Here is a 23119-nt window from a genome sequence, read left to right as displayed (position 1 = left end):
AGGCGGGTTAGAACCCGCCTTACCACTCACGACCCGCGGGAGGAGGCGGATCAGGAACGCTGCCACCGCGAAGCTCGCCGCGTTCACGTACGCGAGCGCGTGGAACGCCCACGGGCTCGTGATCGTCGGCAGCAGCGCCATCGCCGCCGCTCCCACGCCCGCCCCGGCGAAGCGGCCCACCGTCTGGGTCGCCAGCACGCGGTCGGTGTCGGTTCCGGTGGTGAGCCGGGTCACCATCGGGGCGTTGCACGTCCAGAACAGCCGGTCGCCGAAGCCGGCCACGGCCGAAACCGCCACCACCTGCCAGCTCGTGTGCACCAGCGGGTACGCGGCGAAGGCGGCGAGCCGCACCAGGTTGCCCGCGATGAGCAGGGCGCGTGGCCCGAAGCGGTCCATCGCCGCGCCGGTGGCCGGGCCCGTGACCAGGGCCAGCACCGCGCCGGTGCTCAGCGACGCCCCCGCGTCGACCAGGTCCATGCCCTGCCCGTGGACGAGGAACAACAGGGCGAACGGCACCCACAGGCCGCTGCCGAGCGCGTCGATCAACGTCGCGGCCAGAAAGATCCGAAGCACGCCTACCCCCCAGGTGGACAGCGCTCCAGCTTACGGGTCGAGCGGCAGGGTGAGCCCCACCTTTACCCGGTCCATCGCCACGCTCGTCGTGAAGTGCCGGACGTTCGGGTTGTCGAAGAACATCCGCCGGGTGAACGCCTCGAAGCCCGCCATGTCCGGGCACGTCACGATCAGCACGAAGTCCGCCGTGCCGGTGACGTAGTAGCACTGCTGGATCGCGTCCTCGGCCAGGACCTGGCGGCGGAACCCCTCGAAGACCGCGAGGTTCTCCCGCTCCATCTCGACCGTCACCACGAACGTCATGCTCAGCCCGAGTGCCCCCGGCGACAGCACCGCGACCTCGCGCTCGATGACGCCCGCCTCTCGCAGGCGCTTGATCCGCCGTTGCACGGCCGCGGCCGAGAGCCCGACCTTGGCGCCGATCGTCTCGGCGATCGTGCGCGCGTCGGCCTGGAGGCAGGCGAGGATGGCGATGTCCAGCTGGTCGAGGTCGGGTGTCGGCACTCCAGCAGGCTAACCGGCACCCCCGACAATTCGCCGCTGTTCACTCCTCCGTGACGTCGCTCACTACTCCGTCCGAAGGGAAGATGAAACAACTTCTTAAGTGAGCTGCAACACAACTGACCGGTCTACCAGGGGGTAGCCCATAGAAGTGGAAGACCAGCCGGTCGCTCCGCCAACCCGCCGGCGTGGGGAGGCTATCCCGTGCCCGCACCTGCCGCCGTGTTGACCGGCCTCGGTTCGTGGTTGCCGGCGAAAGTGCTGGACAACCACGAAATCGCCACCCGGCTCGACACCTCGGACGAGTGGATCCGGACCCGCACCGGGATCCGCGAGCGCCGCATCGCCGGACCCGACGAGTCCACTGTGGACCTCGCCGTCGGGGCCGGTCGCGAAGCGCTCGGGGGCACGTCCGCCGACGCCGTCGTCCTCGCCACCTCCACGCCCGACCAGCCCTGCCCGGCCAGCGCGCCGCAGGTCGCGGCCCGGCTCGGGCTCGGCACCGCCGCGGCGTTCGACGTCAACGCCGTGTGCAGCGGCTTCGTCTACGCGCTGGCCACGGCGGCCGGGTTCATCGCGGGCGGGCTGGCCGAGCGTGTGCTCGTGATCGGCGCCGACACCTTCACCACGCTCATCGACCCCGCCGACCGCACCACCGTGCCGATCTTCGGCGACGGCGCGGGCGCGGTGCTCCTGCGGGCCGGCGACGCCGGCGAACCCGGCGCGCTCGGGCCGTTCGACCTGCACAGCGAGGGTGAGCACGCCGACCTGCTGTGGGTCGAGGCCGGCGGCGCCCGCCGGCGGCTCTCCGACCAGCCGAGCGACCGGTTCCTCGCGATGCAGGGCACGGCCGTGTTCCGCCACGCCTGCGCGCGCATGGCGGAGTCGTCGCGCACCGTCCTGGAGCGCGCGGGCTGGATGGTCGGCGACGTCGACCGCTTCGTCGGGCACCAGGCGAACATCCGGATTCTCCAGGCGACGGCGAAGCAGCTCGGCATGCCGGCCGACGCCGTGGTCGCCAACATCGACCGGGTCGGCAACACCAGCGCCGCGTCCATCCCGCTCGCGCTGGCCGACGCCCACGCCCACGGCACCCTCGTCCCCGGCCACCGCGTGCTGCTCAGCGCGTTCGGTGCCGGCCTGACCTGGGGTTCGACGGTGCTGCGCTGGCCCGATCTGGGTCAGCCGGCCTGAGGGCCGGTCGTCCAGGTCGGCGTCGCCTCCTGGCGGCCGCGCAGCTCCAGTTCGCCGTGCTCCACCCAGTGCGCGCCTTCGCTCGGCAGCGCGCCGGAGACGACGGCGTCGCTGGCGAGGATCCGTCCCGGGACAGCCTTGGCGAGCTCGGTGAGCCGCGCGGCCTCGTTGACCGCGTCGCCGATCACGGTGTACTCGAGCCGGCTGCTGGTGCCGAGCTGCCCGGCGAACACCGGGCCGCTGGAAACGCCGATGCCGAGGTCCAGCTCGCCGGCCTCGCGGACCGCGTCCCGGATCACGCGGGCCGCGGCCAGCGCGGCCGTCGGGGCGTCCGCGAGCCGCGTCGGCGCGCCGAAGATGCACAGCGCGGCGTCGCCCTGGAACTTGTTCACCAGCCCGCCGCGGGCGTTGACCGCGGAGACGACCGCGGCGAACAGCCGGTTCAGCTTCCCGACCAGTTCCTCCGGCGGGGTGCGGTAGGCGAGCGCGGTCGAGTCGACGACGTCGACGAACAACGCCGTGACCTCGCGGACGTCGCCCGAGAGCGACGCGCCGTACTCCAGGGCGTGCCGGGCGACGTCGGCGCCGACGTGCCTGCCGAACAGATCTTGCATCCGCGCCTGCTCGCGCAGGCCGGCGGCGAGCTGGTTCACCGACGTCTGGAGCAGGCCGATCTCGCTGGAGTCGTCGACGTCGACCGAGACGCCGGTGTCGCCGCGGGCGATCTCGTCGAGCGCCACGCGCAGCCGGTGCAGCGGGGCCGCGACCGCCCTGGCCAGCAGCGCGGTCCCGATCGCGCCGACGACGAGGCCGATCACCGACAGCATGATCAGGCTCGCGGTGTGGTTGCCCGAGCCGAGGTCCGGTGGCGCGGCGATGAGCAGCACGCCCACGAGCGGGACGCCGCTGGCCAGCGCCCACGTGACGATCAGCCGGGTGAGCACCGTGACGGGCAGCGAGCCGCGGGGCGGCAGGACGCCCAGCGCGATCGTCATCACCGGCCGCGCCACCCACTCGGCGGCGAGGTAGGTGAGCCCGACCGTGGTGAGGCCGCCGAGCCCGATCACCGTGGCCATGCCGATGGCGTCGTCGGCGGAGCCGAGCACCCCGGCGAGCACGGTGAGGACGACGGTGCCGATCAGCCAGAGCGTGCCGCTGACCACGGCCATGTCGACCGGCAGCCGCAGCGCGCGCCGCGCCTCGCTCTCCGACGGCGGGCGGCCGAGCACGAACCAGATCGCGGTGCGGCGCTGCAGCCACGCCGTCCACAGCGTCCCCGCGAGCAGTGCCACCGCCACGATCGCGGCCGCGGTCAGGCCGAGCACCCAGCCGCGGTCGCCGACGTCGTTCGGCAGGCCCTGCAGCAGCAGGAGCAGCGCGACGACCCCGGATCCCGCGACGCTCGAGCCGATGCCCAGCCCGGCGAAGCCCAGGCTGGTGCGCAACACCACCCGGAAGTTCCCCACGGCGATCTTGCGCACGGCGTCGATCGTACGGCGGAAAATGCGTGGCCACCGCCTGTGCCCGCGGTTACCGTGCGGATCATGGAGCCACTCGGCCAAGAGGAGATCCGGGCCTCGTTCGTCAACTGCACCCGCGGCGAAGCCAAGGGCGTGACGCTGCCCGCCCGGCCCGGGGAAATCCCCTGGGACAAGCGGGAGTTCCTCGGCTGGCGGGACCCGAAGGCGCCCGCGCGCGCCTACCTCGTACTGCCCTACGACGGCGAGGTGGTCGGGCTCGCCCTGCGTGCGGCCGCGCCGCCGAAGTCACGCCTGCGCAGCAACCTCTGCGGCTTCTGCACCACGACCCACGGGCTCGCCGACATCACGCTGTTCTCCGGCAAGCGCGCCGGGAAGCCCGGCCGCGACGGCAACACGCTGGGCATCTACGCCTGCGGCAACCTGGCCTGCTGCCAGTACGTCCGCGGCGAGCTGAAGTCCGACGTGCCCCAGCCGTTCGAGACGCTCACGCTCGAAGAGCGCATCGCGCGGCTGGAGGAGAAGCTGCACAAGTTCGTGGCACGGGTGCTGGAGTCGCGTTAGAAGCGGTACCGCACGATGTGCGCCGTCCGGGCCATCGGCGGGAAGACCTTCAGCATGCGCAGCTGGAACCGGGTGATCGGTCCCATCTTGGCCAGCACGTCCGGGGTCGCCCAGTGCGCGGCGTCCAATGAGGACTCGAGAGTGAGGCCGCAGGGTTCGAGCTCGCGCGGGTCGTCGACGCCCCAGTACAGCGTCGCGCCCGCCTTGCGCACCGGTGCGTTGAGCTTCTGGATCTTGATGGCCGTCCGGTTGAAGAGGTCGCAGATCAGCTCGCCGGACGGGAACTTCGCGGCCAGCCGGCGGAACAGTTCGATGCCGCTCTCGGGCTTCAGGTACATCGTGAGGCCTTCGGCGACGATCAGCGCCGGCCGGTCCGACGGCACCTGGTCGAGCCACCCGAAGTCGGTCACCGACGAGCTGATGTGCGTCTGGTTCGGCGCCCGGTCGTAGAGCTTTTCGCGCAGCTCGACGACTTCGGGGTAGTCGATGTCGTACCAGTGCACGGTCTCCGGCGGAGCGAGGCGCTGGAACCGGGTGTCCATGCCGCAGCCCAGGTGCAGCACGATCGCGTCCGGGTGGGCGCGCAGGTACTCGGCGGCCCAGTCGTCGATCGGTTTCGCCCGCAGGACGACCGACACCGCCCGGTCGGGGGAGATGCCGATCTTGGTGAAGTCGTAGTCGATCCGGCGGACGGCGTCGTCGGCCGCCTTGTCGCCGAGGATCGGGTGGGCGCTGCGGTAGTCGAGCGCGCGGCCGTACAGCGTGGCCAGGTTGGTGGCCTTCTCTCCGGTGAAGTGCACCTTTTCCATCGCGACCCCCAAAAGTTTCACAATGTTGTGAAAAGTCTAGCGCTTTTCGGGGTGGGCGGCGTAGTCGTGCGCGTAGGTTTTGGCGTCCACGAGGTGCTTGAGCGTCAGCTCGCGGGCGGCGGCCGGGTCGGACCGGCGGATGGCGTCGAGGATCGCGCGGTGGTCGGCGACGGCCTTGCGGATCTGTCCGGGCAGCCGCAGCGCGGTCCGCCGCTCCTCGCCGACCAGGGCGAGCACCGACCGCAGCAGCCCGGCGACGTCGTCGTTGCCCGCGTTCTGCGCGATCACCCGGTGGAACTCGGCGTCGGCGGCGATGACGTGCAGCATGTCCCCGTCCTCGGCGGCCTGCGCCATCTCGGCGACGTTGTCCTCGAGCCGGCTCACGGTCTTCGCGGTGGCGTGCCTGGCCAGCCGTTCGGCGAGCGTCGGCTCGACGGTCGCCCGCAGGTCGAAGAGCTTTTCGACGAGCTGGTCGTGTTCGGTGAACCAGGTCCGCAGCGGCTGTTCCTGCTGCTCGCGGACGTAGGTGCCGGAGCCGGCGCGGATCTGGACGTACCCGATGGAGTCGAGGACGCGCAGGGCCTGCCGCAGCGATCCCCGGCTGATCCCGAGTTCTTCGCACAGGACGCGTTCGGCGGGCAGCCGCGAGCCGGGCGGCAGGTCGCCGGAGTCGATCCGCGCCCGCAGCCGGTCGACGGTCGCGCTCCAGACCTGCTCGGTGTCCACGCGCTCATCCTCTCAGCTCACGGAACTGTCGGGGGTGGCTGCCATGATCACCGGCATGGACATCTTGGGGGCGTGGGTGCGCGGCTGGGCGGTGTCGCGGGCCACACCGGCACCGGTTTCGGAGCCCGACGGCTACCGCATCGACGTCGGCCTGCCGGGGCACCGGGTGCGCTACCTGCTGCGCGCACCGGCCACGGTGGCCTCCCGCGCCCGGACGGCGGCGGCACCGGGCACGTGGCTGAAGACGTGCGGCTCGCGGTCCGCCGTCCTGGCGGGTCTGACGCCGGGGTGGACGGCGGGGGAGACGGAGTACCTGATGGCGTTCGACGGAGCGCTTCCACCGGTGGCCGTTCCGGCGCCGTACTCGGTGAAGGTGATCGGCGACGGGCCAGTGTGGGAGGTCCTGGTGTCGTCCGGTGACGCTCCGGCGGCCCGGGGTCAGGTCGCGGTGGCCTCGGGCGTCGCGGTGTTCGACAAGATCGAGACGGAGCCGGAGCACCGGAGGCGCGGCCTCGGCCGGGTGGTGATGCAGAGGCTGGGCGAGGCGGCCGGAGTGCGGTCGAGCGTGCTGCTGGCTTCGGAGGCCGGACGCGGGCTGTACACCTCGCTCGGCTGGCGCGTGGTCTCCGACGTCGTCCCTGCTCACGTACCGGAAGGAGACGCGTGAGTGTCTGACCTGACACATCTGCGTCGCGGGAGCGCTCCACGGTGCTTAGGCTCCGCACGTGAATGCTTCATGACGTGGTGGCACGCGCTGATCGTCGTGGTCGCCGGGATCTGGGCGGGGACCATCAACGCCGTCGTCGGGTCGGGGACGCTCGTGACCTTCCCCGTGCTCGTCGCGCTCGGGTATCCGCCGGTGACCGCCACGACGTCCAACGCCATCGGCCTCGCGCCCGGCACCCTCAGCGGGGCCTGGGGTTACCGGCACGAGCTCAAGGGTTACTGGCCGCAGGCCGCCAAGTTCGCCGTCGCGTCCTTCCTCGGCGCCATCGGCGGGACCGTTCTGCTGCTTTCCCTGCCGAAGGACGCCTTCGAGGCCGTCGTGCCTGTGCTGGTCGGCCTGGCCGTGGTCCTCGTGATCGTCCAGCCGAAGGTGTCGAAGTGGGTCGCGGACCGGCGCGAACAGAACGGCACCGAGCAAAAAGCCGGGCCGCTGCTGATGTTCTTCATCTTCCTCATCGGCATCTACGGTGGGTACTTCACCGCCGCGCAGGGCGTGATGCTGATGGCCGTGATGGGGATGCTGCTGTCGGAGCCGCTGCAGAAGCTCAACGGCGTGAAGAACGTCCTCGCCGCCGTCGTGAACCTCGTCGCCGGGTTGATCTACGCCTTCGTCGCGCCGATCAGCTGGGCCGTCGTGCTGTGGCTGGCGATCGGCTCCACCGCCGGCGGCTTCCTCGGCGCGAAGATCGGCCGGAGGTTGTCGCCGGCGGTGCTGCGCGGCGTGATCGTGGTGATCGGCGTCGCCGCCGTCATCCAGCTGGTGGTCAAGCAGTTCGCGAGTTGACTGTGCCGATCGTTCCTGATCCGACCGCAGCCACGGCCGAATGGCTTCGTGGCAGAGGTCACGTGCCGCGTCAGGGTCGGCCTACTTCTGGCCGGATCAGGAACTCGCGCGCCGCCGCCAGGAAAACGTCGTTCTCCTCGCGGGTCCCGATGGTCACGCGCACGCCTTCGCCGGCGAACGGGCGCACCACCAGCTTGCGGTCCAGCGCGTGCTCGGCGAACGGGACGGCCTGCTCACCCAGCGGCAGCCAGACGAAGTTCGCCTGCGTCTCCGGCACCCGGTAGCCCGCTTCGAGCAGCGCCTCCCGCACCCGCCCGCGCTCCACGACGATGTCCTTGCACCGCGCCAGCAGCTCGTCGGCCGCGTCCAGCGACGCCAGCGCGGCCACCTGGGCCAGCATGTTCACCGAGAAGGCCACGTACACCTGGCGAAGCGCGTCGGCGATCGGCTCGGGCGCGACCGCGTAGCCGACGCGAAGGCCCGCGAGGCCGTACGCTTTCGAGAACGTGCGAAGCACCATGACGTTCGGCCGGCTGCGGGTGTACTCGACGCCGTCGGGGACCTCGGGGTCGGTGACGAACTCCTTGTACGCCTCGTCCAGCACCACCAGCACGTGCTCGGGCACGGCGGTCAGGAACCGCTCCAGCTCCGCGCGGCGCACCGCCGTCCCGGTGGGGTTGTTCGGGTTGCAGACGAAGACCACGCGCGTCCGGTCGGTGATCGCCGCGAGCATCGCGTCCAGGTCGAGCTCCTGGCCCTCGGTGATCGGGACCTTCACCGAGACGGCGTTCGCGACCTGCGTGACGATCGGGTACGCCTCGAACGAGCGCCAGCCGAAGATGACCTCGTCGCCGGGCGCGCACACCGCCTGGATCGTCTGCTGGCACAGCGACACCGAGCCGCAACCGATCGCGACGTGCTCCACCGGCACGTCCAGCTCGCGTGCCAGCCGCTCCCGCAGCGCCTGCGAACCGGTGTCCGGGTAGCGGTTGACGCCGGCCGCGGCTTCGGCGATCGCCTGCGCGACGCTCGGCAGCGCACCGCCGGGCACCTCGTTGCTCGCCAGCTTGATCGCGCCTTCGATCGTCCGGCCGGGGACGTATTTCGGCAACGATTCGAGATCGGCACGCGGGGACACGGACGGCATCTTCGGCGCTCCTGGAAATCGACGGGACGACCCGCTCACCGTATCTTTCCCGGCCGCCGCCCCGCGACTCCCTTCAAGCGGTTTCCCCGCGGCGACCTGCGTCACCGGACTTCCACCCGTTCACCTCCAAGTGATTGAGTGAGGCAATGACGTCGACCTCCACCGTGGACTACCAGCGCACCGACGGCCGCACCCTGCGCCTGACCTTTTCGGAACCCGAGGGCGCGCTACGCGGCGGCTTGGTGGTGCTGCACGAGGCCGACGGCGTCACCGACGGGGTGAAGCTGCTGCTCGCGAGCCTGGCCACGGAGGGCTGGCTGACCGTCACCCCGCACCTGGAGAACGACCGCCTCACGCAGCAGGACCTGCTCGACGCGACCGACCTCACCCTCGCCTGGCTGGTCGAGCGGGGCGTCCAGGCCGACCTGCTCGGCGTGATGGGCTTCGACCTGGGCGGCACCGCGGCCCTCGTCGTCGCGTCGCACCGCAGGCTCGGGGCCGCGGTCAGCGTCGGCGGGCAGCAGGCCGCCGAGCTGCCCGCGCTGGTCGAGATCGCCGGGCGGCTCACCAGCCCGTGGCTCGGCATGTACGGCGACGCCGGCGACGAGGCGGGCGGTGCCGAAGTCGAGCGCCTGCGCGACGCCGCCGCGTCGGCGAAGGTCGCCACCAACGTCGTCCACTACCCGGGCGCGAACCACCGCTTCGACGCTGACCCGGGCGCGGCCGCGGAGGCCTGGCAGCGCACGCTCAACTGGTTCGACGCGCACCTGCGGTAATCCATCCATGCCCCCCACCACCCTCAATCGAGGCGCTGCGCGCCACTGTGTAGGTGTGGGCGGCGCACATTCCCCCACCCCGGTTCCGTGTCGGTTCCGACCACGGTGACTTCTCGATCCGAGGGATTAGGCTCGGGGCGTGACGCACACCGCCGACGCCCCCGAAGTGCTCTGGCGCCCCGAGCCGGGCCACGTTGCCGACACCAAGATCGACGCCTTCCGCCGGTGGCTGCGCGCCGAGCGCGGCGTCGAGGTGGACGACTACCGCTCGTTGTGGGAGTTCTCGGTCGAGCGCGGCCCGGACTTCTGGGCGGCGGTCGCGGACTTCCTCGGCGTCCGCTGGCACGACCAGCCGGGCGAGGTGCTCTCGGGCGGCATGCCGGACGCCGTCTGGTTCGAGGGCGGCACCCTCAACTACGCCGAGCACGCGCTCACCCCCGGCGTCGCGGGCGCCGCGAAGGGCGACGACGAGACGGCGGTGATCTTCCACCGCGAAGACGGCTTCGCGAACCACCTGACGTACGGCGAGCTTCGCGCGCAGGTCGCCGCCGCGCGGGCGGCGTTGCTCGAACTGGGCGTCGGCAAGGGCGACCGGGTCGTCGCGTTGGCGCCGAACTGCCCGCAGACGCTGGTCGCGTTCCTCGCCGCGGCGAGCATCGGGGCGATCTGGTCGTCCTGCTCGCCGGACTTCGGCGTCCGCGCCGTCGCGGACCGCTTCGTGCAGATCGAGCCGAAGGTGCTCTTCGCGGTCAACGCCTACGCCTACAACGGCCGCCAGTTCGACATCCGGACGACGATCGCCGACCTGCAGGCGCAGCTGCCGTCGTTGGCCGCGACCGTGCTCGTCGAGTACGTCGGCGAAGGCCGCATGGACGGCGCCCTCGACTGGGACGAGCTGCTCGCGACGCACCAGGGAGCGCCGCTGCTGTTCGAGCCGGTCGAGTTCGCGCACCCGCTGTGGGTGCTCTACTCGTCCGGCACCACCGGCCTGCCGAAGGGCATCGTGCACGGCCACGGCGGCATCACGCTCGAACACCTCAAGGCCCTCGCCCTGCAGACCGACCTCGGGCCCGGCGACCGGTTCTTCTGGTTCAGCACCACCGGCTGGATGATGTGGAACTTCCTCATCTCCGGCCTGCTGGTCGGCACCACGATCGTGCTCTACGACGGCAGCCCGGGGTACCCGGACCTGAACGCGCTCTGGCGGCTGGCCGAGCAGCACCGCGTCACCTACTTCGGCACGTCGGCGCCGTTCATCCAGAGCTGCCTCAAGGCCGGCATCAAGCCCGCCGAGCGCTACGACCTGACCGGGCTGCGCGCGCTGGGCTCCACCGGCGCGCCGCTGAGCGTCGAAGGCTTCCGGTGGATCGTGAACGAGGTCGGGCGGAACGTCCAGATCTGCTCCGTCTCCGGCGGCACCGACCTGTGCGCGGCGTTCGTCGCGTCGGCGCCCGACGTCCCGGTCTGGCTCGGCGAGCTGTCCTGCCCGGCGCTGGGCGCCGCGGTCAACGCCTTCGACGAGGCGGGCCACACCGTCGTCGAGGAGGTCGGCGAGCTGGTCATCACCAAGCCGATGCCGTCGATGCCGGTGTTCTTCTGGAACGACCCCGACGGCTCGCGGCTGCGTGAGGCGTACTTCGAGATGTACCCGGGCCTCTGGCGCCACGGGGACTGGATCCGGATCACCAGCCGCGGCTCGGCGGTGATCTACGGCCGCAGCGACTCGACGCTCAACCGCGGCGGCGTCCGGATGGGCACGGCCGAGTTCTACCGGGTCGTCGAGGGCTACGACGAGATCGCCGACTCCCTGGTCGTGGACACCTCGGCGGCCGGGAACGAGGACGGTCAGCTCCTCTGTTTTGTGGTGCTCGCCGCCGGCGTCGAGCTCGAAGACGTCGAGCCCCGGCTGCGGAAGGAACTCCGTAGCGCCCTGTCACCACGCCATGTACCCGATCGGTTCGTCGTGGTCTCCGAGGTACCTCGTACCTTGAACGGTAAAAAGTGTGAGGTACCGGTGAAGAAAATCCTCGCCGGTGTGGCTCCCGACCGGGCCGTCAGCCGCGACGCGCTGGCCAACCCGGCGGCACTGGCGCCGTTCGTGGAGCTCGCCGGGGGGTAGACGGGGGAAGCATGATCGTCCGTGACGGGTTGCACGGGTGGTGACGGGGACACGCGCGCAGATCACCTGGAAGGTGGCCGGGGCCACCACCGTGGGGGTGATCACCTGGGTGACCCGGCTGGCCGGGCTGCTGACCCTGGGCTCAATCCTGATCCCGGCCGGGCGGCGCAGCCTGCGCGGCCACCTCGCCGAATGGCTGGAGCTGCCGCAGGAGGCGACGGTCGCGGCGGCGACGGTGGCGTTGGTCATGGGCGTGCTGCTGGTGCTGCTGGCCGCGGGGCTCCGGCGCCGCAAGCGCCGGGCGTGGCAGCTGGCGGTCGGCGCGACGGTGCTGCTCACGGTGTCGCACCTGGGGCTGAAGCACGTCTTCGGCGCGGGTCTGGTGTCGGTGGTGCTGCTGGTGGGCCTGATCGCGAACCGGCGGTACTTCGTGGCGAAGCCGGACCCGGTGGTGGGGCCCTGGCGCGCGATGCGCGTGTTCGCCCAGCTCGCGCTGGCCGGGTTCGTGATCAACCTCATCCTGCTGTCCGTGGCACCGCGGGCGGTCCTGGAGCCGATGGGCTTCGGCGACCGGTTGGTGGAGTCCGCGCTCGCGCTGGTCGCCGCCAGCGGACCCGCGGTGTTCCACCAGATGTGGCTGGAGGACCTCACCGCCGCCGTCGGCCTGCTGTTCGGCCTCGCCGCGGTCCTGGTGTCGGCGTACTTCCTGCTGCGCTCGGCCGAGCCGGCCCCGCGGCTGACCGACGAGGAGGTCGCGCGGCTGCGCCGGCTGCTGGACGAGCACGGCGAGCGCGACTCGCTCGGCTACTTCGCGCTGCGGCGCGACAAGTTCGCGGTGTTCTCGAAGACGGGCAAGGCTGCCGTCACCTACCGCGTGATCGCCGGAGTCGCGCTGTCCTCGGCCGACCCGCTCGGCGACCACGAGGCCTGGCCGGGCGCGATCGAGGAGTACCTGGAGGTCTGCCGCCGGGGCGGCTGGATCCCGGCGGCGATGGGCGTCTCGGAACTCGGCGCGACGGTCTGGGCCCGCTTCGGCCTGGAGGTGCTGGAAATCGGCGACGAAGCGGTCGTCGACGCCGACGGCTTCACCTTGGACGGCCGCACCATGCGCGGCGTCCGCCAGGCGGCGGCCCGCACGAAGCGCGCGGGCTACAAGGTGCTGGTGCGCCGGGCCGAGGACCTGCGCCCCGGCGAACTGGCCGAGCTGGAGGTCCTCGCGGCGAACTGGCGCGGCACGGACACCGAACGCGGCTTTTCGATGGCCCTCGGCCGCATGGGCGACCCGGGTTCGGTGCTGGTGACGGCCGAGCAGGGCGGCCAGGTCCGCGGGGTGCTCCAGTTCGTGCCGTGGGGCAAGGCGGGCCTGTCACTGGACGTCATGCGCCGCGACCGCACGGCCGACAACGGCGTCAACGAGCTGATGATTTCGGAACTCCTCCTGGCGGCCGGCCGCCACGGCGTCTCGCAGGTTTCCCTGAACTTCGCGGCGTTCCGCGCCTTGATGGAGCAGGGACAGCGAATCGGCGCCGGCCCGGTAGCGAAGTCGGCGGCGAAGGTGCTGCACTTCTTCTCGCGCTGGATCCAGATCGAGACGCTGTACCGCTTCAACGCGAAGTTCCAGCCGCGCTGGGTGCCCAGGTATCTGGTGTACCCGGGAGTGCGCGAACTCCCGCGCGTCGGCATCGCGACGTTCGAGGCCGAGGGCCTGGGCGGGCGCTCTCCGCGCCTGCTCAGACTGCTGCGCCGGGCGTAAGGGGGGTGCTGTTCCGGGGTGATCGGGGGGTGTGTAACCTATCTGAGCAGTGGTCGTTGGGCCCAGGAGGCTTCGCCTAGTCTGGTCTATGGCGCCGCACTGCTAATGCGGTTGGGGGTAACCCCCCCTCCCGGGTTCAAATCCCGGAGCCTCCGCTGGTACCCGGTTCGCTGGGTGCTAGGTTACAACTGAACACGCGCCCGTAGCTCAGCTGGATAGAGCATCTGACTACGGATCAGAAGGTCAGGGGTTCGAATCCCTTCGGGCGCACGTAAGGTTGAGACAGCAATACCAAGCAGGGCCTCGTTTCCCACGGGAAGCGAGGCCCTGCTTGCGTCTCAGCACCGGAGCAATTGCTCCTCCTGGCTGACTTTTGTACCTGGGCGGCCGGTCGGCGGCTCCTGAGCGCGGGAGTGCTTCCAGGGTCCGGGGGGACGACGTGCCGCACTTGCGCATCCACTTCACCGACGCCGATCTCGCGCGGACGCGGCTGAAACTGGAGCCCGACCTGATGTGGGAGGTCGTCGGCAGCGTGCAGGCCCTGCAGCACACCGCGGGCGGGTTGTCCTTCGAGCTCTGGCGGCGGCGGGTGCGTGAGCGCGTCAACGCGGACAGCTGCCTGCGGCCGGCGGTTCAATCACTGATCACGGTCGCGCCGCACGCGGCCTACTTCCCGGACTTCCTGACGCCGCCCGCCGAGGTGCCCGACATCGGTGCGGGTGCCGAACTGGTGCTGGCCACGCCGCGGCGGCGCCTGCGGGCGGAAATCCGGCGGCTGCGGCCGGCCGTGGGAGCCGGGGCGACGTGGCTGGACGAGCTGGCCGCCGGGAAGGCGGCCGCGTTGCTGCACCTCGAGCGGGCGTTGCGCGTTTACTTCCGGTGCCTGATCGAGCCGCACCTCGAAGTGATCGGGCAGGCCCTGCGCATCGAGTGCGCCGGGGCGATCCAGCGCTACGTGCACGCCGGGCCCGAAGGGCTGCTGCGGTGGCTCGGACCGGCCACCAGCTGGCGGCCGCCGGTGCTCACCGTCGACTACCCGATCGACCGCGACCTGTTCCTCGACGGCCGGGGGCTGGTACTGATCCCCAGCTACTTCGGGGTGCACCACCCGGTCGCGCTGGCGGATCCCCGGCTGCGCCCGGTCCTGGCCGTGCCGATCCACGCCGGGGCCCGGCTGCTGGCCGGCCGGCGCGGCGGTGACCACGTGGGTGCGCTGCTCGGCGCCACCCGGGCCACGATCCTGCGTTCGGCCGTCGCCGGTTGCACCACCACCCGGCTGGCGAGGCAGGCCGGCGTCGCCCCGGCGACCGTCAGCCACCACACCAACGTCCTGCGCGACGCGGGGCTCATCAGCACCGACCGGCACGAAAACCTGGCCACGCACCACATCACGCCGCTGGGTCTGGCGGTGCTCGGCTCGGGCGGCACGTGACCGCCCGTGCGGTACTCCTTCGCGTGCGCTGCGTAACCGGTCTGGACCAGTTCGGCGCCCGTGTCCAGCATTGGTCTTGACCACTAGCCACGCTCCGTGGTGACGCTTCCCTAATTGGTCTGGACCACGTAACGTTTGGGCAAACGGCGCAAAACACCGCCCTGGTCCCCGCCGGCGGTGTTGGTGTCCGCCGTCCTGCACCTGGCTCAAAGGAGAGCGATGTCCAGAAAGAGATGGCACCTCCTCGGTCTTTTCACCGCGGTCGGCGCGATCGCGGTCGGCCTCGTCACCGTGCCGGCGAGCGCCGCCGGTGGCGTCGGCGCCGCCTTCACCAAGGGCTCCGACTGGGGCACCGGGTACGAGGGCAAGTACACGATCACCAACGGCTCCGGCTCGGCGCTGCCGAGCTGGACGGTGGAGTTCGACCTGCCGAGCGGCGCGAAGATCGCGTCCCTGTGGGACGGCAGCTACTCCGCGTCCGGCCAGCACGTCACCGTCAAGAACACCTGGAACGGCAACGTCGGCAACGGCGGCAGCGTGAGCTTCGGCTTCAACGTCAGCTACTCCGGCACCTTCTCGGCCCCCGCGAACTGCAAGCTGAACGGCGGGTCCTGCGACGCCGGCGGCGGCACCCCGACCACCACGCCGACGACCCCGACGCAGCCGACCACCACCCCGACGACGCCGACCACCCCGCCGACGACCACCACGCCGCCCCAGACCGGTGGCCTGAAGAACGTCGGCTACTTCGTGCAGTGGGGCGTCTACGGGCGCAACTACCACGTCAAGAACATCGAGACGTCGGGTTCGGCGAGCAAGCTGACCCACATCAACTACGCGTTCGGCAACATCAAGAACGGCCAGTGCACGGCCAACGACGACCCGTACGCCGACTACCAGAGGACCTACGACGCGGCGACCAGCGTCGACGGCGTCGCCGACACCTGGGACCAGCCGGTGGCCGGCAACTTCAACCAGCTGCGCAAGCTCAAGAAGCTGCACCCGGGCCTCAAGGTGATCTGGTCGTTCGGCGGCTGGACCTACTCCGGCGGCTTCGGCCAGGCCTCGCAGAACGCGGCCGCGTTCGCGCAGTCCTGCTACAACCTGCTCAAGGACCCGCGCTGGGCGGACGTCTGGGACGGCATCGACATCGACTGGGAGTACCCCAACGCGTGCGGCCTTTCCTGTGACACCAGCGGGGCCACGGCCTACAAGAACCTGATGGGCGCGCTGCGGGCGAAGTTCGGCTCGTCGTTCCTGATCACCTCGGCGATCACCGCGGACGGCAGCAACGGCGGCAAGCTCGACGTCGCCGACTACGGTGGCGCCGCGCAGTACATCGACTGGTACAACGTGATGACCTACGACTACTTCGGCGCCTGGGCGGCGCAGGGCCCGACGGCCCCGCACTCGCCGCTGACCAGCTTCAACGGCATCCCGACGCCGGGCTTCTACTCCGACGCGGCGATCCAGAAGCTGAAGAGCAAGGGCGTTCCGTCGAGCAAGCTGCTGCTCGGCATCGGCTTCTACGGCCGCGGCTGGACCGGCGTCACGCAGGACGCCCCGGGTGGCACGGCGACCGGCGCCGCGCCGGGCACGTACGAGGCCGGCATCGAGGACTACAAGGTCCTGAAGAACACCTGCCCGTCGACCGGCACCTTCGCCGGCACCGCGTACGCCAAGTGCGGCAGCAACTGGTGGAGCTACGACACCCCGGCGACCATCGGCGGGAAGATGTCCTACGCCAAGCAGCAGGGTCTCGGCGGCGCTTTCTTCTGGGAGCTGACCGGCGACACCACGGGCGGCGAGCTCATCACCGCGATGAAGAACGGCCTGTCATGAGGCGCCGGTGGTTGCCCGCACTCGGGCTGGCGGCCGCGGCCGCCACGATCGGCGCGATGTTCGCGATCGCCCCGGCCAACGCGGCCGGCGGGGTCTCGGCGACCTTCACCAAGGGCTCCGACTGGGGCACCGGGTACGAGGGCAAGTACACGATCGCCAACGGCTCGGGCTCGACGCTCGCGTCCTGGACGGTGGAGTTCGACCTGCCTTCGGGCGCGAAGATCTCCTCGCTGTGGGACGGCAGCTACACCGCGTCCGGCCAGCACGTCACGGTGAAGAACACGTGGAACGGCAACGTCGCCAACGGTGGTAGTGCGAGCTTCGGCTTCAACGTGGCGTACTCCGGTTCGTACACCGCGCCGTCGAACTGCAAGCTGAACGGGGGTTCGTGCTCCGCCGGGGGCACACCCCCCACGACCACTACGCCGCCTACGACGACAACCCCGCCGACGACGACCACGCCGCCCCCGCCGGGTGGCCGCGGCGCGCCGTACCTGTACATGGGCTGGGGCAGCCCGCCGAACCCGCAGACGGTGATGAACGCGACCGGGATCAAGTGGTTCACCATGGCGTTCATCAACGCCAGCGGTGGCTGCAACCCGGCGTGGGACAGCAGCCGTCCGCTGCAGGGCAGCGCGGACGCGAACGCCATCGCGCAGATCAAGGCGGCGGGCGGCCAGATCGTCCCGTCTTTCGGCGGCTGGAGCGGCACCAAGCTCGGGCCGGCCTGCTCGACACCGGCCGCGCTGGCCGGCGCCTACCAGCAGGTGATCAACGCGTACGGGCTCAAGGCGATCGACATCGACATCGAGAACTCCGACGAGTTCGAGAACGAGGCCGTCCAGGACCGCATCCTGAACGCGCTGAAGATCGTCAAGCAGAACAACCCGGGCATCCAGACGATCCTGACGTTCGGCACGTCGACGACCGGCCCGAACTACTACGGCAACCGGCTCATCGACCAGTCGAAGGCCCTGGGTGCGAACGTGGACGTGTTCACGATCATGCCGTTCGACTTCGGCGGCGGCGCGAACATGTACAACAGCACGGTCAGCGCGGCGAACGGCTTGCGGGACAAGCTGAAGTCGACGTTCGGGTGGTCCGACGCCACGGCGTACGCCCACCTGGGCATCTCGGGCATGAACGGGCTGTCCGACCAGCAGGAGCTGACGGATCTGCCGACGTGGACCCAGATCACCAACTGGGCCAAGTCGAACAAGATCGCCCGCCTGGCGTTCTGGTCGGTCAACCGCGACCGCGGCTGCCCCGGCGGCGGCGTCCAGGCGGCGTGCAGCGGCATCGCCCAGAACGACTGGGACTTCACGAAGGTGACAGCGGGCTTCTGACGCTGTTGTGAACGGCCTCCTTGCCGGCTCCCCGGGCCGGCAAGGAGGCCTTCGTGGTTTTCACGGGACCCGGGCTTCGGTCCAGGCCCGGTCGAGGATCTCGGCCACCGTTTCGGGCGGGTGTCTGCTCCGAAGTGTCGAGCCACAGGCCCAGCTTCGGGGTTTCCTCGCGCAATTCCTTGTCCAGCAGCGTGATCGTCCACTCGTCGTACGCGTCTTTCGAGCGAGCCCGCTCCCGCTCGGCGACCACCTCCGGCCGCGGCGCCAGAACCACCACGAGCAGCGGCCGGTGCGCGATGAGGCCGACGATCTCCGAGAGATGCTCGCCGAGGATCACGTCTTGGGCGACCACCGTGAAGCCTTCCCGGGCGTACTCATCGCACACGACCGCCGTCAGGCGGTGCCGCAGCCGCAGCTGGCGCAGCGCTTCCCACGATGGCGAAGGTGTCATCTCCGCTCGGCCGCCGACCACCATGCGGCGGAAGACATCCCCGCGGACGTGCACCGACCGCGGCAGCCGCTCGGCGAGCAACTGCGCGACCGTCGACTTCCCGGCCGCCTGGACGCCCGTGATGAGCACGACGGCCGGCTCGTTCACAGCAGCTTCACCGCGTCACCGATCGCCTGATCCAAAATGGACACACCCAGTGAAATCTCCTCTTCGGACGCCGTGAGCGGCGGCGCGATCCGGAACACCCCGCCCATCCCGGGCAGCTGCACGATGTTCATGTGCAGCCCGAGTTCGAGGCACCGCTGCGTGACCCGCGCGCCCAGCTCGTCCGAACTGCGCTTGGTTTCCCGGTCCACCACCAGTTCCAGCCCGGCCAGCAGGCCGCGGCCGCGGATGTCGCCGACCACCTCGTGGCGGGCCGCGATGTCCTCCAGGCCGCGGCGCAGCAACGAGCCCAACGAGAGCGCCCGCGCGTCGAGGCGGTCGCGGGTCAGCACGTCCAGCACCGTGTTGCCGACCGCTGCCGGGAGCGGGTCCGACACGTGCGTCGTGAAGAACAAGAACCCGCGCTCGTGGGCCTCTTCCTCGATGGCGGCGCTCGTCAGCACCGCCGCCAGCGGCAGGCCGGCGCCCAGGGTCTTCGACAGCGTCAGGATGTCGGGGACGACGCCGTCGCGCTCGAACGCGTACCAGGTTCCCGTGCGGCACAACCCCGTCTGGGCTTCGTCGAGGATCAGGAGCATGCCGCGTTCGCGGCACTTCTCCGCCAGCGCGGCGAAGTAGCCGGGCGGCGGCTCGATGATGCCGCCCGAACTCAAGATCGGCTCCACCAGGCACGCGGCCAGGCTGCCGACCGATTGCGCGTCGATCATCTCGAACCCGAAGTCCAGCTGACGGCGCCAATCGAGCGCACCGGAGGCGTCGGTGAAGTCCGGCCGGTACGCGTTCGGCGCCGGGATGGCGAAGTGGCCCGGTGCGGCCGGGCCGTACCCGCGGCGGCCCGCGCTGTACGTCGCGCTCGCCGCGCCCTGCGTCATCCCGTGCCACGACCGCGCGAACGAGACGATCTCGTGCTTGCCCGTGACGAGCTTGGCCATCCGGATGGCCGCCTCGTTCGACTCGGCGCCGGTGGTCAGCAGCAGCGCCTTCTCCAGCGGGGCCGGCAGCGTCTCGGCGAGCCGCCGGGCCAGGTCGACGACCGGGCGGCTCAGCATGCCGCTGAACAGGTGGTCGAGCTTGCCCACCTGCCGCCGGACGGTCTCGACGATCTCCGGGTGCGCGTGCCCGAGGATCGCGCTCATCTGGCCGGACGTGAAGTCGAGGATCCGGCGGCCGTCTTCGGTGAAGACAAAACTGCCTTCGGCGCGGTCGATGATCTCGCGGGTGAAGGCGCCGCCGTAGCGCACGAGGTGCCGGTCGACGTCCGCCCAGAAGGATTCAGCCATGGCTTCGACGGTAGGTCCGCACCGAGCGACACGTCCATCTCACGATTCCGGTTTCCTTGTTCGGTTTTGCCGAACAAGAATGGCGGCATGCTGAACCCGTGGCGCCTGCGGTTGCTGAGCCGGCTCGACACGTTGGGCACGGTCCGCGCGGTGGCGCAGGACGCCAACCTGAGCGCGTCCAGCGTGTCGCAGCAGCTGGCCGTTCTCGAAGCCGAAACCCGCACCCAGCTGCTGGAACGCACCGGCCGCCGGGTCCGCCTCACGCCCGCGGGGCTGGTGCTGGCCCGGCGCGCGCGGGCGATCCTCGACCACATGGACACGGTCGAGGCGGAACTGCGCAGCCTCGGCGAGGAGCCGGCCGGCCTGGTGCGGCTCGGAGCGTTCCAGAGCGCGATCCACACCCTCGCCGTCCCCGCGGTGACCCGGCTCGCGGCGGCGCACCCGCACCTCGAGGTCCAGCTGCTGGAGCTGGAGCCGCACGAGAGCATCCCGGCCCTGCGCGGCGGCGACGCCGACGTCATCCTCACCACGACCGATTTTGTCGAGCTGCCGCTGGGCCCGGACCTCGACATCGTCCCGCTGGCCACGGACCCGATCGTGCTGGTGACCCCGCCGGAGGTACCCCGCGGCCCGGCGGTCCTGTCGGCTTACGCGGACGCGCCGTGGGCGTTGGACACGCCGCAGTCGTACATGGCGAACCTGACGCTGCGCCTGTGCCGCGAATCCGGCTTCGAGCCGCGGGTCGTGTGCCGCTTCAGCAACTACCTGATGACGCTGCAGCACATCGAGGCCGGGCTGTCGATCGCCCTGCTGCCCGGGCTGGCGGTGGACCGCCGCTACCGCGTGGCGACGCGGGAGCTGTCGACCCCGGTGACCCGCACGATCGCCGCGGTGGTCCGGCGCGGCAAAACGCTGCGCGCGGGGGTGAACGTGGTGCTCGACGCGCTGCGGCAGCCGCCGGACCTGCCGGACCTGGCGGAGTGGGCCGTGCGGTGATCAGACCTCGGTCGGCTCGCGCAGCGGCAGGTCCGGGCTCGCGCCCCACGCCAGTTCGGTGACCACGCGCACCGCGGCCGGGACCGCGGCCACGACCGCGGGGGACAGCCCGATCCCGCCGTCGACGCACGCCGGTTCGCAGCTCAGGACCAGGACCCGGCCCGCGTCGCCGCCCAGGAGGCGGAGCAGGCGGACGACCGAGTCGCCGTGCAGGTCGTGCGTGTCGGTGGCCGACGTCAGGGACAGCGTGCCCGGTGGACGGCCGTGCGGGGTCGCGTCCAACAGAATCGTCGTGTCGTAGCCGCCCGTCAGGTCGTAGGCCAAGTGGACCGTGGCGATGTCGTAGTCGGCGATCTGCACCCAAGGGGGCAAACCGGCCCGGTCCAGCTCCCTGAGCACTTCGACGCCGAAACCGTCGTCACTGAGGAAGATGTTGCCGATGCCCGCGACCAGGACTCGTGGCCTCATCGGTCCAGGCTAGAACTGTGAAATGGATCACACAATACCTGTGTCTTCCGGGGCTTCGCCCCGGGCCGGGGGCTCCGCCACCCGAACCCCCGCAAGACGGTCAGTGTTGGTGTTCCCGCTCGTCCTGCGCGGTCTCGGCACGCGCCAACCACAGTTCGGCCTCGTGGGCGGCGCCGCGGGCCCGCAGCATGCGGGCCAGGCTGAGCATGCCCTGGACGTCACCCGTCTCGGCGGCGCGGCGGAACCACTGCTCGGCCTCCGCGAGGTCCTCGCGGTGCTCGGCGAGGTGGCCGAGGTTGGTGAGCGCGGGGACGCTGCCGTGTTCGGCGGCCTTGCGGTACCAGGCGGCGGCTTCCCCCTCGTCGCCGCGGTTGCGGGCCAGCACGCCGAGGTTGGTCATCGCCGCCGGGTCGCCGCGCTCGGCGGCGTCGAGGTACCAGCTCTCGGCCTCTTCGACGTCGCCTCGGCGGTGCAGCAGCAGGCCGAGCCGGACGATCGCCTCGCCGTGGCCGCCGGTCGCGCCCTGGCGGTACCACGATTCGGCGTCGGACGGCCTGCCGAGCCGCTCGGCCTGCCTGCCGAGCTGGCAGGTGGCGGCGAGGTCGCCGGCCTGCACGGCGGACCGCCACCAGCGGGCCGCTTCGGCGGCCTGGCCGCGGTCGCGCAGCACGATCCCCAGGTCGATCATCGCGCCGGTGAAGCCGGCCTCGGCGGCCTGCCGCAGCCACGACTCGGCCGCTTCGCCGTCCCCCTCTTCACGCAGCAGGCGCCCCAGCGCGGCCATCGACGGCAGGTCGCCGGTGCGGGCCGCTTCGCCGTACCAGTGCCGGGCCTCTTGGCGCTTGCCGCGCCGCTCGTAGGACTTGGCGAGGTGCTGCATCCCGTGCGGCTCGCCGGCCAGCGCCGCTTCGTGGTACCAGCGCTCGGCCTCGTCCCGCACGCCGCGTTCGGCGAGCAGGTGGGCCAGCGCGGTCATCGAGACGCGGTCGCCGCCCATGGCGGCCTTGCGGTACCAGGTCTCGGCCTCGGCCAGCTCGCCGCGTTCGCGCATCGCCAAGCCCATCCTGGCCATGGCGACGACGTTGCCGCCCTCGGCGGCTTTCCGCTGGAAGAAATCGTCGAACTTCTTGAGCCGGCCGGGCATCGGCTGCTCCCTCCGGATGGGTCCTGCTCCGGTAGTCGCAGAAGATCGGCTCCGTGTGACATCTCCGCCGTGGGTGGGCGAGGTCACATTCGCGCCAGGTCGTCGTGTCGGCGCGGTTGTCCCACGTCGGCAGAGGTGACACTACGCCGCGCGAGCGCGCAGGTGAGAGGAGAAAATCGTGGCGGCCCGAAGCTTTCGGCTGAGCGTGACGCAGCGAACCCTGCTGGTAATCGCGGTCTTGGCCGTCGCGCTCTTCGGGTACTGGGCGACGAGAGGCGCGGGCGCCACCCCGCCGGCGCCGGTCCCCGTCACCGCGGCCGACGCGCAGAAGCAGCTCGACGAGCTGACGATCGCCGCGCGGACGTCCATGGACGGCTACTCGCGGGAGAAGTTCCCGCACTGGGACAGCCAGGGGTCCGGTTGCGACACCCGCGAAGTCGTCCTCAAGCGCGACGGCAAGGACGTCAAGACCGACAAGGACTGCAAGCCGACGTCCGGGACGTGGACCAGCGTCTACGACGACGAGACCTGGACCGTGCCCACCGATCTCGACATCGACCACATGGTCCCGCTCGGACAGGCGTGGGCGAGCGGTGCGAAGACGTGGACGACCGAGAAGCGCGAGCAGTTCGCCAACGACCTGACCCGGCCGCAGCTGTTCGCCGTCACCGACAACGTCAACCAGCAGAAGAGCGACAAGGCGCCCGACCAGTGGAAGCCGCCGCTCGTGGCGTTCTGGTGCACCTACGCGACCGACTGGATCGTCGTGAAGCACTACTACGGGCTGACCGTCACGCAGGGCGAGAAAACCGCCTTGACGGACATGTTGCGCCGCTGCTGAGCTG

21 protein-coding genes, 2 tRNA genes and 1 pseudogene are annotated in these 23119 nt (G+C 70.9%); 14 read left to right on the top strand and 10 right to left on the bottom strand.

Annotated elements, in window-relative coordinates; all coding sequences use genetic code 11:
• Window positions 1-15: 15 nt before the first annotated feature.
• Together Q5425_RS19575 and Q5425_RS19570 are read right to left on the bottom strand one after the other, a co-directional pair.
• Window positions 16-573, bottom strand: a pseudogene (locus tag Q5425_RS19575) (MFS transporter); the annotation flags it as partial.
• 30 nt (window positions 574-603) lie between these two features.
• Window positions 604-1077 carry an Lrp/AsnC family transcriptional regulator gene (locus tag Q5425_RS19570; protein WP_308673687.1) on the bottom strand — a complete coding sequence of 158 codons (474 nt, stop codon included), beginning with the start codon at window positions 1075-1077 and terminating at the stop codon, window positions 604-606.
• 201 nt (window positions 1078-1278) lie between these two features.
• Between Q5425_RS19570 and Q5425_RS19565 the strand changes: the two genes are divergently transcribed.
• Window positions 1279-2268: a beta-ketoacyl-ACP synthase III gene (locus Q5425_RS19565; protein WP_308673686.1), complete on the top strand. Its 990-nt coding sequence runs from the start codon at window positions 1279-1281 to the stop codon at window positions 2266-2268.
• Here Q5425_RS19565 and Q5425_RS19560 read toward each other — a convergent pair.
• Window positions 2256-3749 carry an adenylate/guanylate cyclase domain-containing protein gene (locus Q5425_RS19560; protein WP_308673685.1) on the bottom strand — a complete coding sequence of 498 codons (1494 nt, stop codon included), beginning with the start codon at window positions 3747-3749 and terminating at the stop codon, window positions 2256-2258. The genes Q5425_RS19565 and Q5425_RS19560 overlap by 13 nt on opposite strands.
• Window positions 3750-3812: 63 nt before the next feature.
• Between Q5425_RS19560 and Q5425_RS19555 the strand changes: the two genes are divergently transcribed.
• A complete protein-coding gene (locus Q5425_RS19555) occupies window positions 3813-4310 on the top strand; it encodes an FBP domain-containing protein (protein ID WP_308673684.1) in 498 nt (165 codons plus the stop codon).
• Here the strand turns inward: Q5425_RS19555 and Q5425_RS19550 are convergent.
• The gene (locus tag Q5425_RS19550) at window positions 4307-5119 is read right to left on the bottom strand and encodes a class I SAM-dependent methyltransferase (RefSeq protein ID WP_308673683.1); all 813 of its coding nucleotides are present in this window, start codon (window positions 5117-5119) and stop codon (window positions 4307-4309) included. The two genes, Q5425_RS19555 and Q5425_RS19550, sit on opposite strands and share 4 nt — an antisense overlap.
• Before the next feature lie 36 nt (window positions 5120-5155).
• Window positions 5156-5845: a FadR/GntR family transcriptional regulator gene (locus tag Q5425_RS19545; RefSeq protein WP_308673682.1), complete on the bottom strand. Its 690-nt coding sequence runs from the start codon at window positions 5843-5845 to the stop codon at window positions 5156-5158.
• Between the two features lie 43 nt (window positions 5846-5888).
• On the opposite strand from Q5425_RS19545, the gene Q5425_RS19540 reads away from it, so the two are divergent.
• Window positions 5889-6512, top strand: coding sequence for a GNAT family N-acetyltransferase (locus tag Q5425_RS19540; protein WP_308673681.1), 624 nt, complete (start codon window positions 5889-5891; stop codon window positions 6510-6512).
• 69 nt (window positions 6513-6581) lie between these two features.
• The gene (locus Q5425_RS19535; RefSeq protein WP_308673680.1) at window positions 6582-7355 is read left to right on the top strand and encodes a sulfite exporter TauE/SafE family protein; all 774 of its coding nucleotides are present in this window, start codon (window positions 6582-6584) and stop codon (window positions 7353-7355) included.
• A 70-nt stretch (window positions 7356-7425) separates the two neighbouring features.
• On the opposite strand, the gene hisC is transcribed toward Q5425_RS19535, so the two are convergent.
• Window positions 7426-8502, bottom strand: a complete 1077-nt coding sequence (gene hisC / locus Q5425_RS19530; protein ID WP_308673679.1) for a histidinol-phosphate transaminase — start codon at window positions 8500-8502, stop codon at window positions 7426-7428.
• Window positions 8503-8648: 146 nt separating this feature from the next.
• Between hisC and Q5425_RS19525 the strand changes: the two genes are divergently transcribed.
• From Q5425_RS19525 to Q5425_RS19490, 8 genes are all read left to right on the top strand, one after another.
• Window positions 8649-9278, top strand: coding sequence for a dienelactone hydrolase family protein (locus tag Q5425_RS19525; RefSeq protein WP_308673678.1), 630 nt, complete (start codon window positions 8649-8651; stop codon window positions 9276-9278).
• Window positions 9279-9417: 139 nt separating this feature from the next.
• Window positions 9418-11397, top strand: a complete 1980-nt coding sequence (locus Q5425_RS19520; RefSeq protein WP_308673677.1) for an acetoacetate--CoA ligase — start codon at window positions 9418-9420, stop codon at window positions 11395-11397.
• Between the two features lie 37 nt (window positions 11398-11434).
• On the top strand, window positions 11435-13150 hold the full coding sequence (locus Q5425_RS19515) for a phosphatidylglycerol lysyltransferase domain-containing protein (protein ID WP_308673676.1): 1716 nt from the start codon (window positions 11435-11437) through the stop codon (window positions 13148-13150).
• A 65-nt stretch (window positions 13151-13215) separates the two neighbouring features.
• Window positions 13216-13305: transfer RNA gene (locus Q5425_RS19510), tRNA-Ser, on the top strand.
• A gap of 41 nt (window positions 13306-13346) precedes the next feature.
• A tRNA-Arg gene (locus Q5425_RS19505) sits at window positions 13347-13420 on the top strand.
• A gap of 169 nt (window positions 13421-13589) precedes the next feature.
• Window positions 13590-14582 carry a winged helix-turn-helix domain-containing protein gene (locus Q5425_RS19500; protein ID WP_308673675.1) on the top strand — a complete coding sequence of 331 codons (993 nt, stop codon included), beginning with the start codon at window positions 13590-13592 and terminating at the stop codon, window positions 14580-14582.
• A 219-nt stretch (window positions 14583-14801) separates the two neighbouring features.
• Complete coding sequence (locus Q5425_RS19495) at window positions 14802-16424, top strand: glycosyl hydrolase family 18 protein (RefSeq protein ID WP_308673674.1); 1623 nt, start codon at window positions 14802-14804, stop codon at window positions 16422-16424.
• Window positions 16421-17770, top strand: coding sequence for a cellulose binding domain-containing protein (locus tag Q5425_RS19490; RefSeq protein WP_308673673.1), 1350 nt, complete (start codon window positions 16421-16423; stop codon window positions 17768-17770). Before Q5425_RS19495 ends, Q5425_RS19490 begins: the two co-directional genes overlap by 4 nt.
• Here Q5425_RS19490 and Q5425_RS19485 read toward each other — a convergent pair.
• Window positions 17745-18368 (bottom strand): AAA family ATPase, encoded by a 624-nt coding sequence (locus Q5425_RS19485; protein ID WP_308673672.1) that lies wholly within the window; start codon window positions 18366-18368, stop codon window positions 17745-17747. The genes Q5425_RS19490 and Q5425_RS19485 overlap by 26 nt on opposite strands.
• A complete protein-coding gene (locus tag Q5425_RS19480) occupies window positions 18365-19666 on the bottom strand; it encodes an aspartate aminotransferase family protein (protein WP_308673671.1) in 1302 nt (433 codons plus the stop codon). Before Q5425_RS19480 ends, Q5425_RS19485 begins: the two co-directional genes overlap by 4 nt.
• Window positions 19667-19753: 87 nt before the next feature.
• On the opposite strand from Q5425_RS19480, the gene Q5425_RS19475 reads away from it, so the two are divergent.
• Window positions 19754-20662, top strand: a complete 909-nt coding sequence (locus tag Q5425_RS19475; RefSeq protein WP_308673670.1) for a LysR family transcriptional regulator — start codon at window positions 19754-19756, stop codon at window positions 20660-20662.
• On the opposite strand, the gene Q5425_RS19470 is transcribed toward Q5425_RS19475, so the two are convergent.
• A complete protein-coding gene (locus Q5425_RS19470) occupies window positions 20663-21130 on the bottom strand; it encodes a hydrogenase maturation protease (RefSeq protein WP_308673669.1) in 468 nt (155 codons plus the stop codon).
• Window positions 21131-21230: 100 nt separating this feature from the next.
• Window positions 21231-22274, bottom strand: a complete 1044-nt coding sequence (locus tag Q5425_RS19465; RefSeq protein ID WP_308673668.1) for a tetratricopeptide repeat protein — start codon at window positions 22272-22274, stop codon at window positions 21231-21233.
• A 178-nt stretch (window positions 22275-22452) separates the two neighbouring features.
• Between Q5425_RS19465 and Q5425_RS19460 the strand changes: the two genes are divergently transcribed.
• A complete protein-coding gene (locus Q5425_RS19460) occupies window positions 22453-23115 on the top strand; it encodes an HNH endonuclease family protein (RefSeq protein ID WP_308673667.1) in 663 nt (220 codons plus the stop codon).
• The last annotated feature ends 4 nt before the right edge of the window (window positions 23116-23119 follow it).

Origin of the sequence: Amycolatopsis sp. A133, assembly GCF_031082405.1 — a bacterium.
Classification (GTDB): Bacteria; Actinomycetota; Actinomycetes; order Mycobacteriales; family Pseudonocardiaceae; genus Amycolatopsis.
The sequence above is the reverse complement of the archived record's forward strand: the minus strand, read 5'-3'. Positions and strand labels throughout refer to the sequence as shown.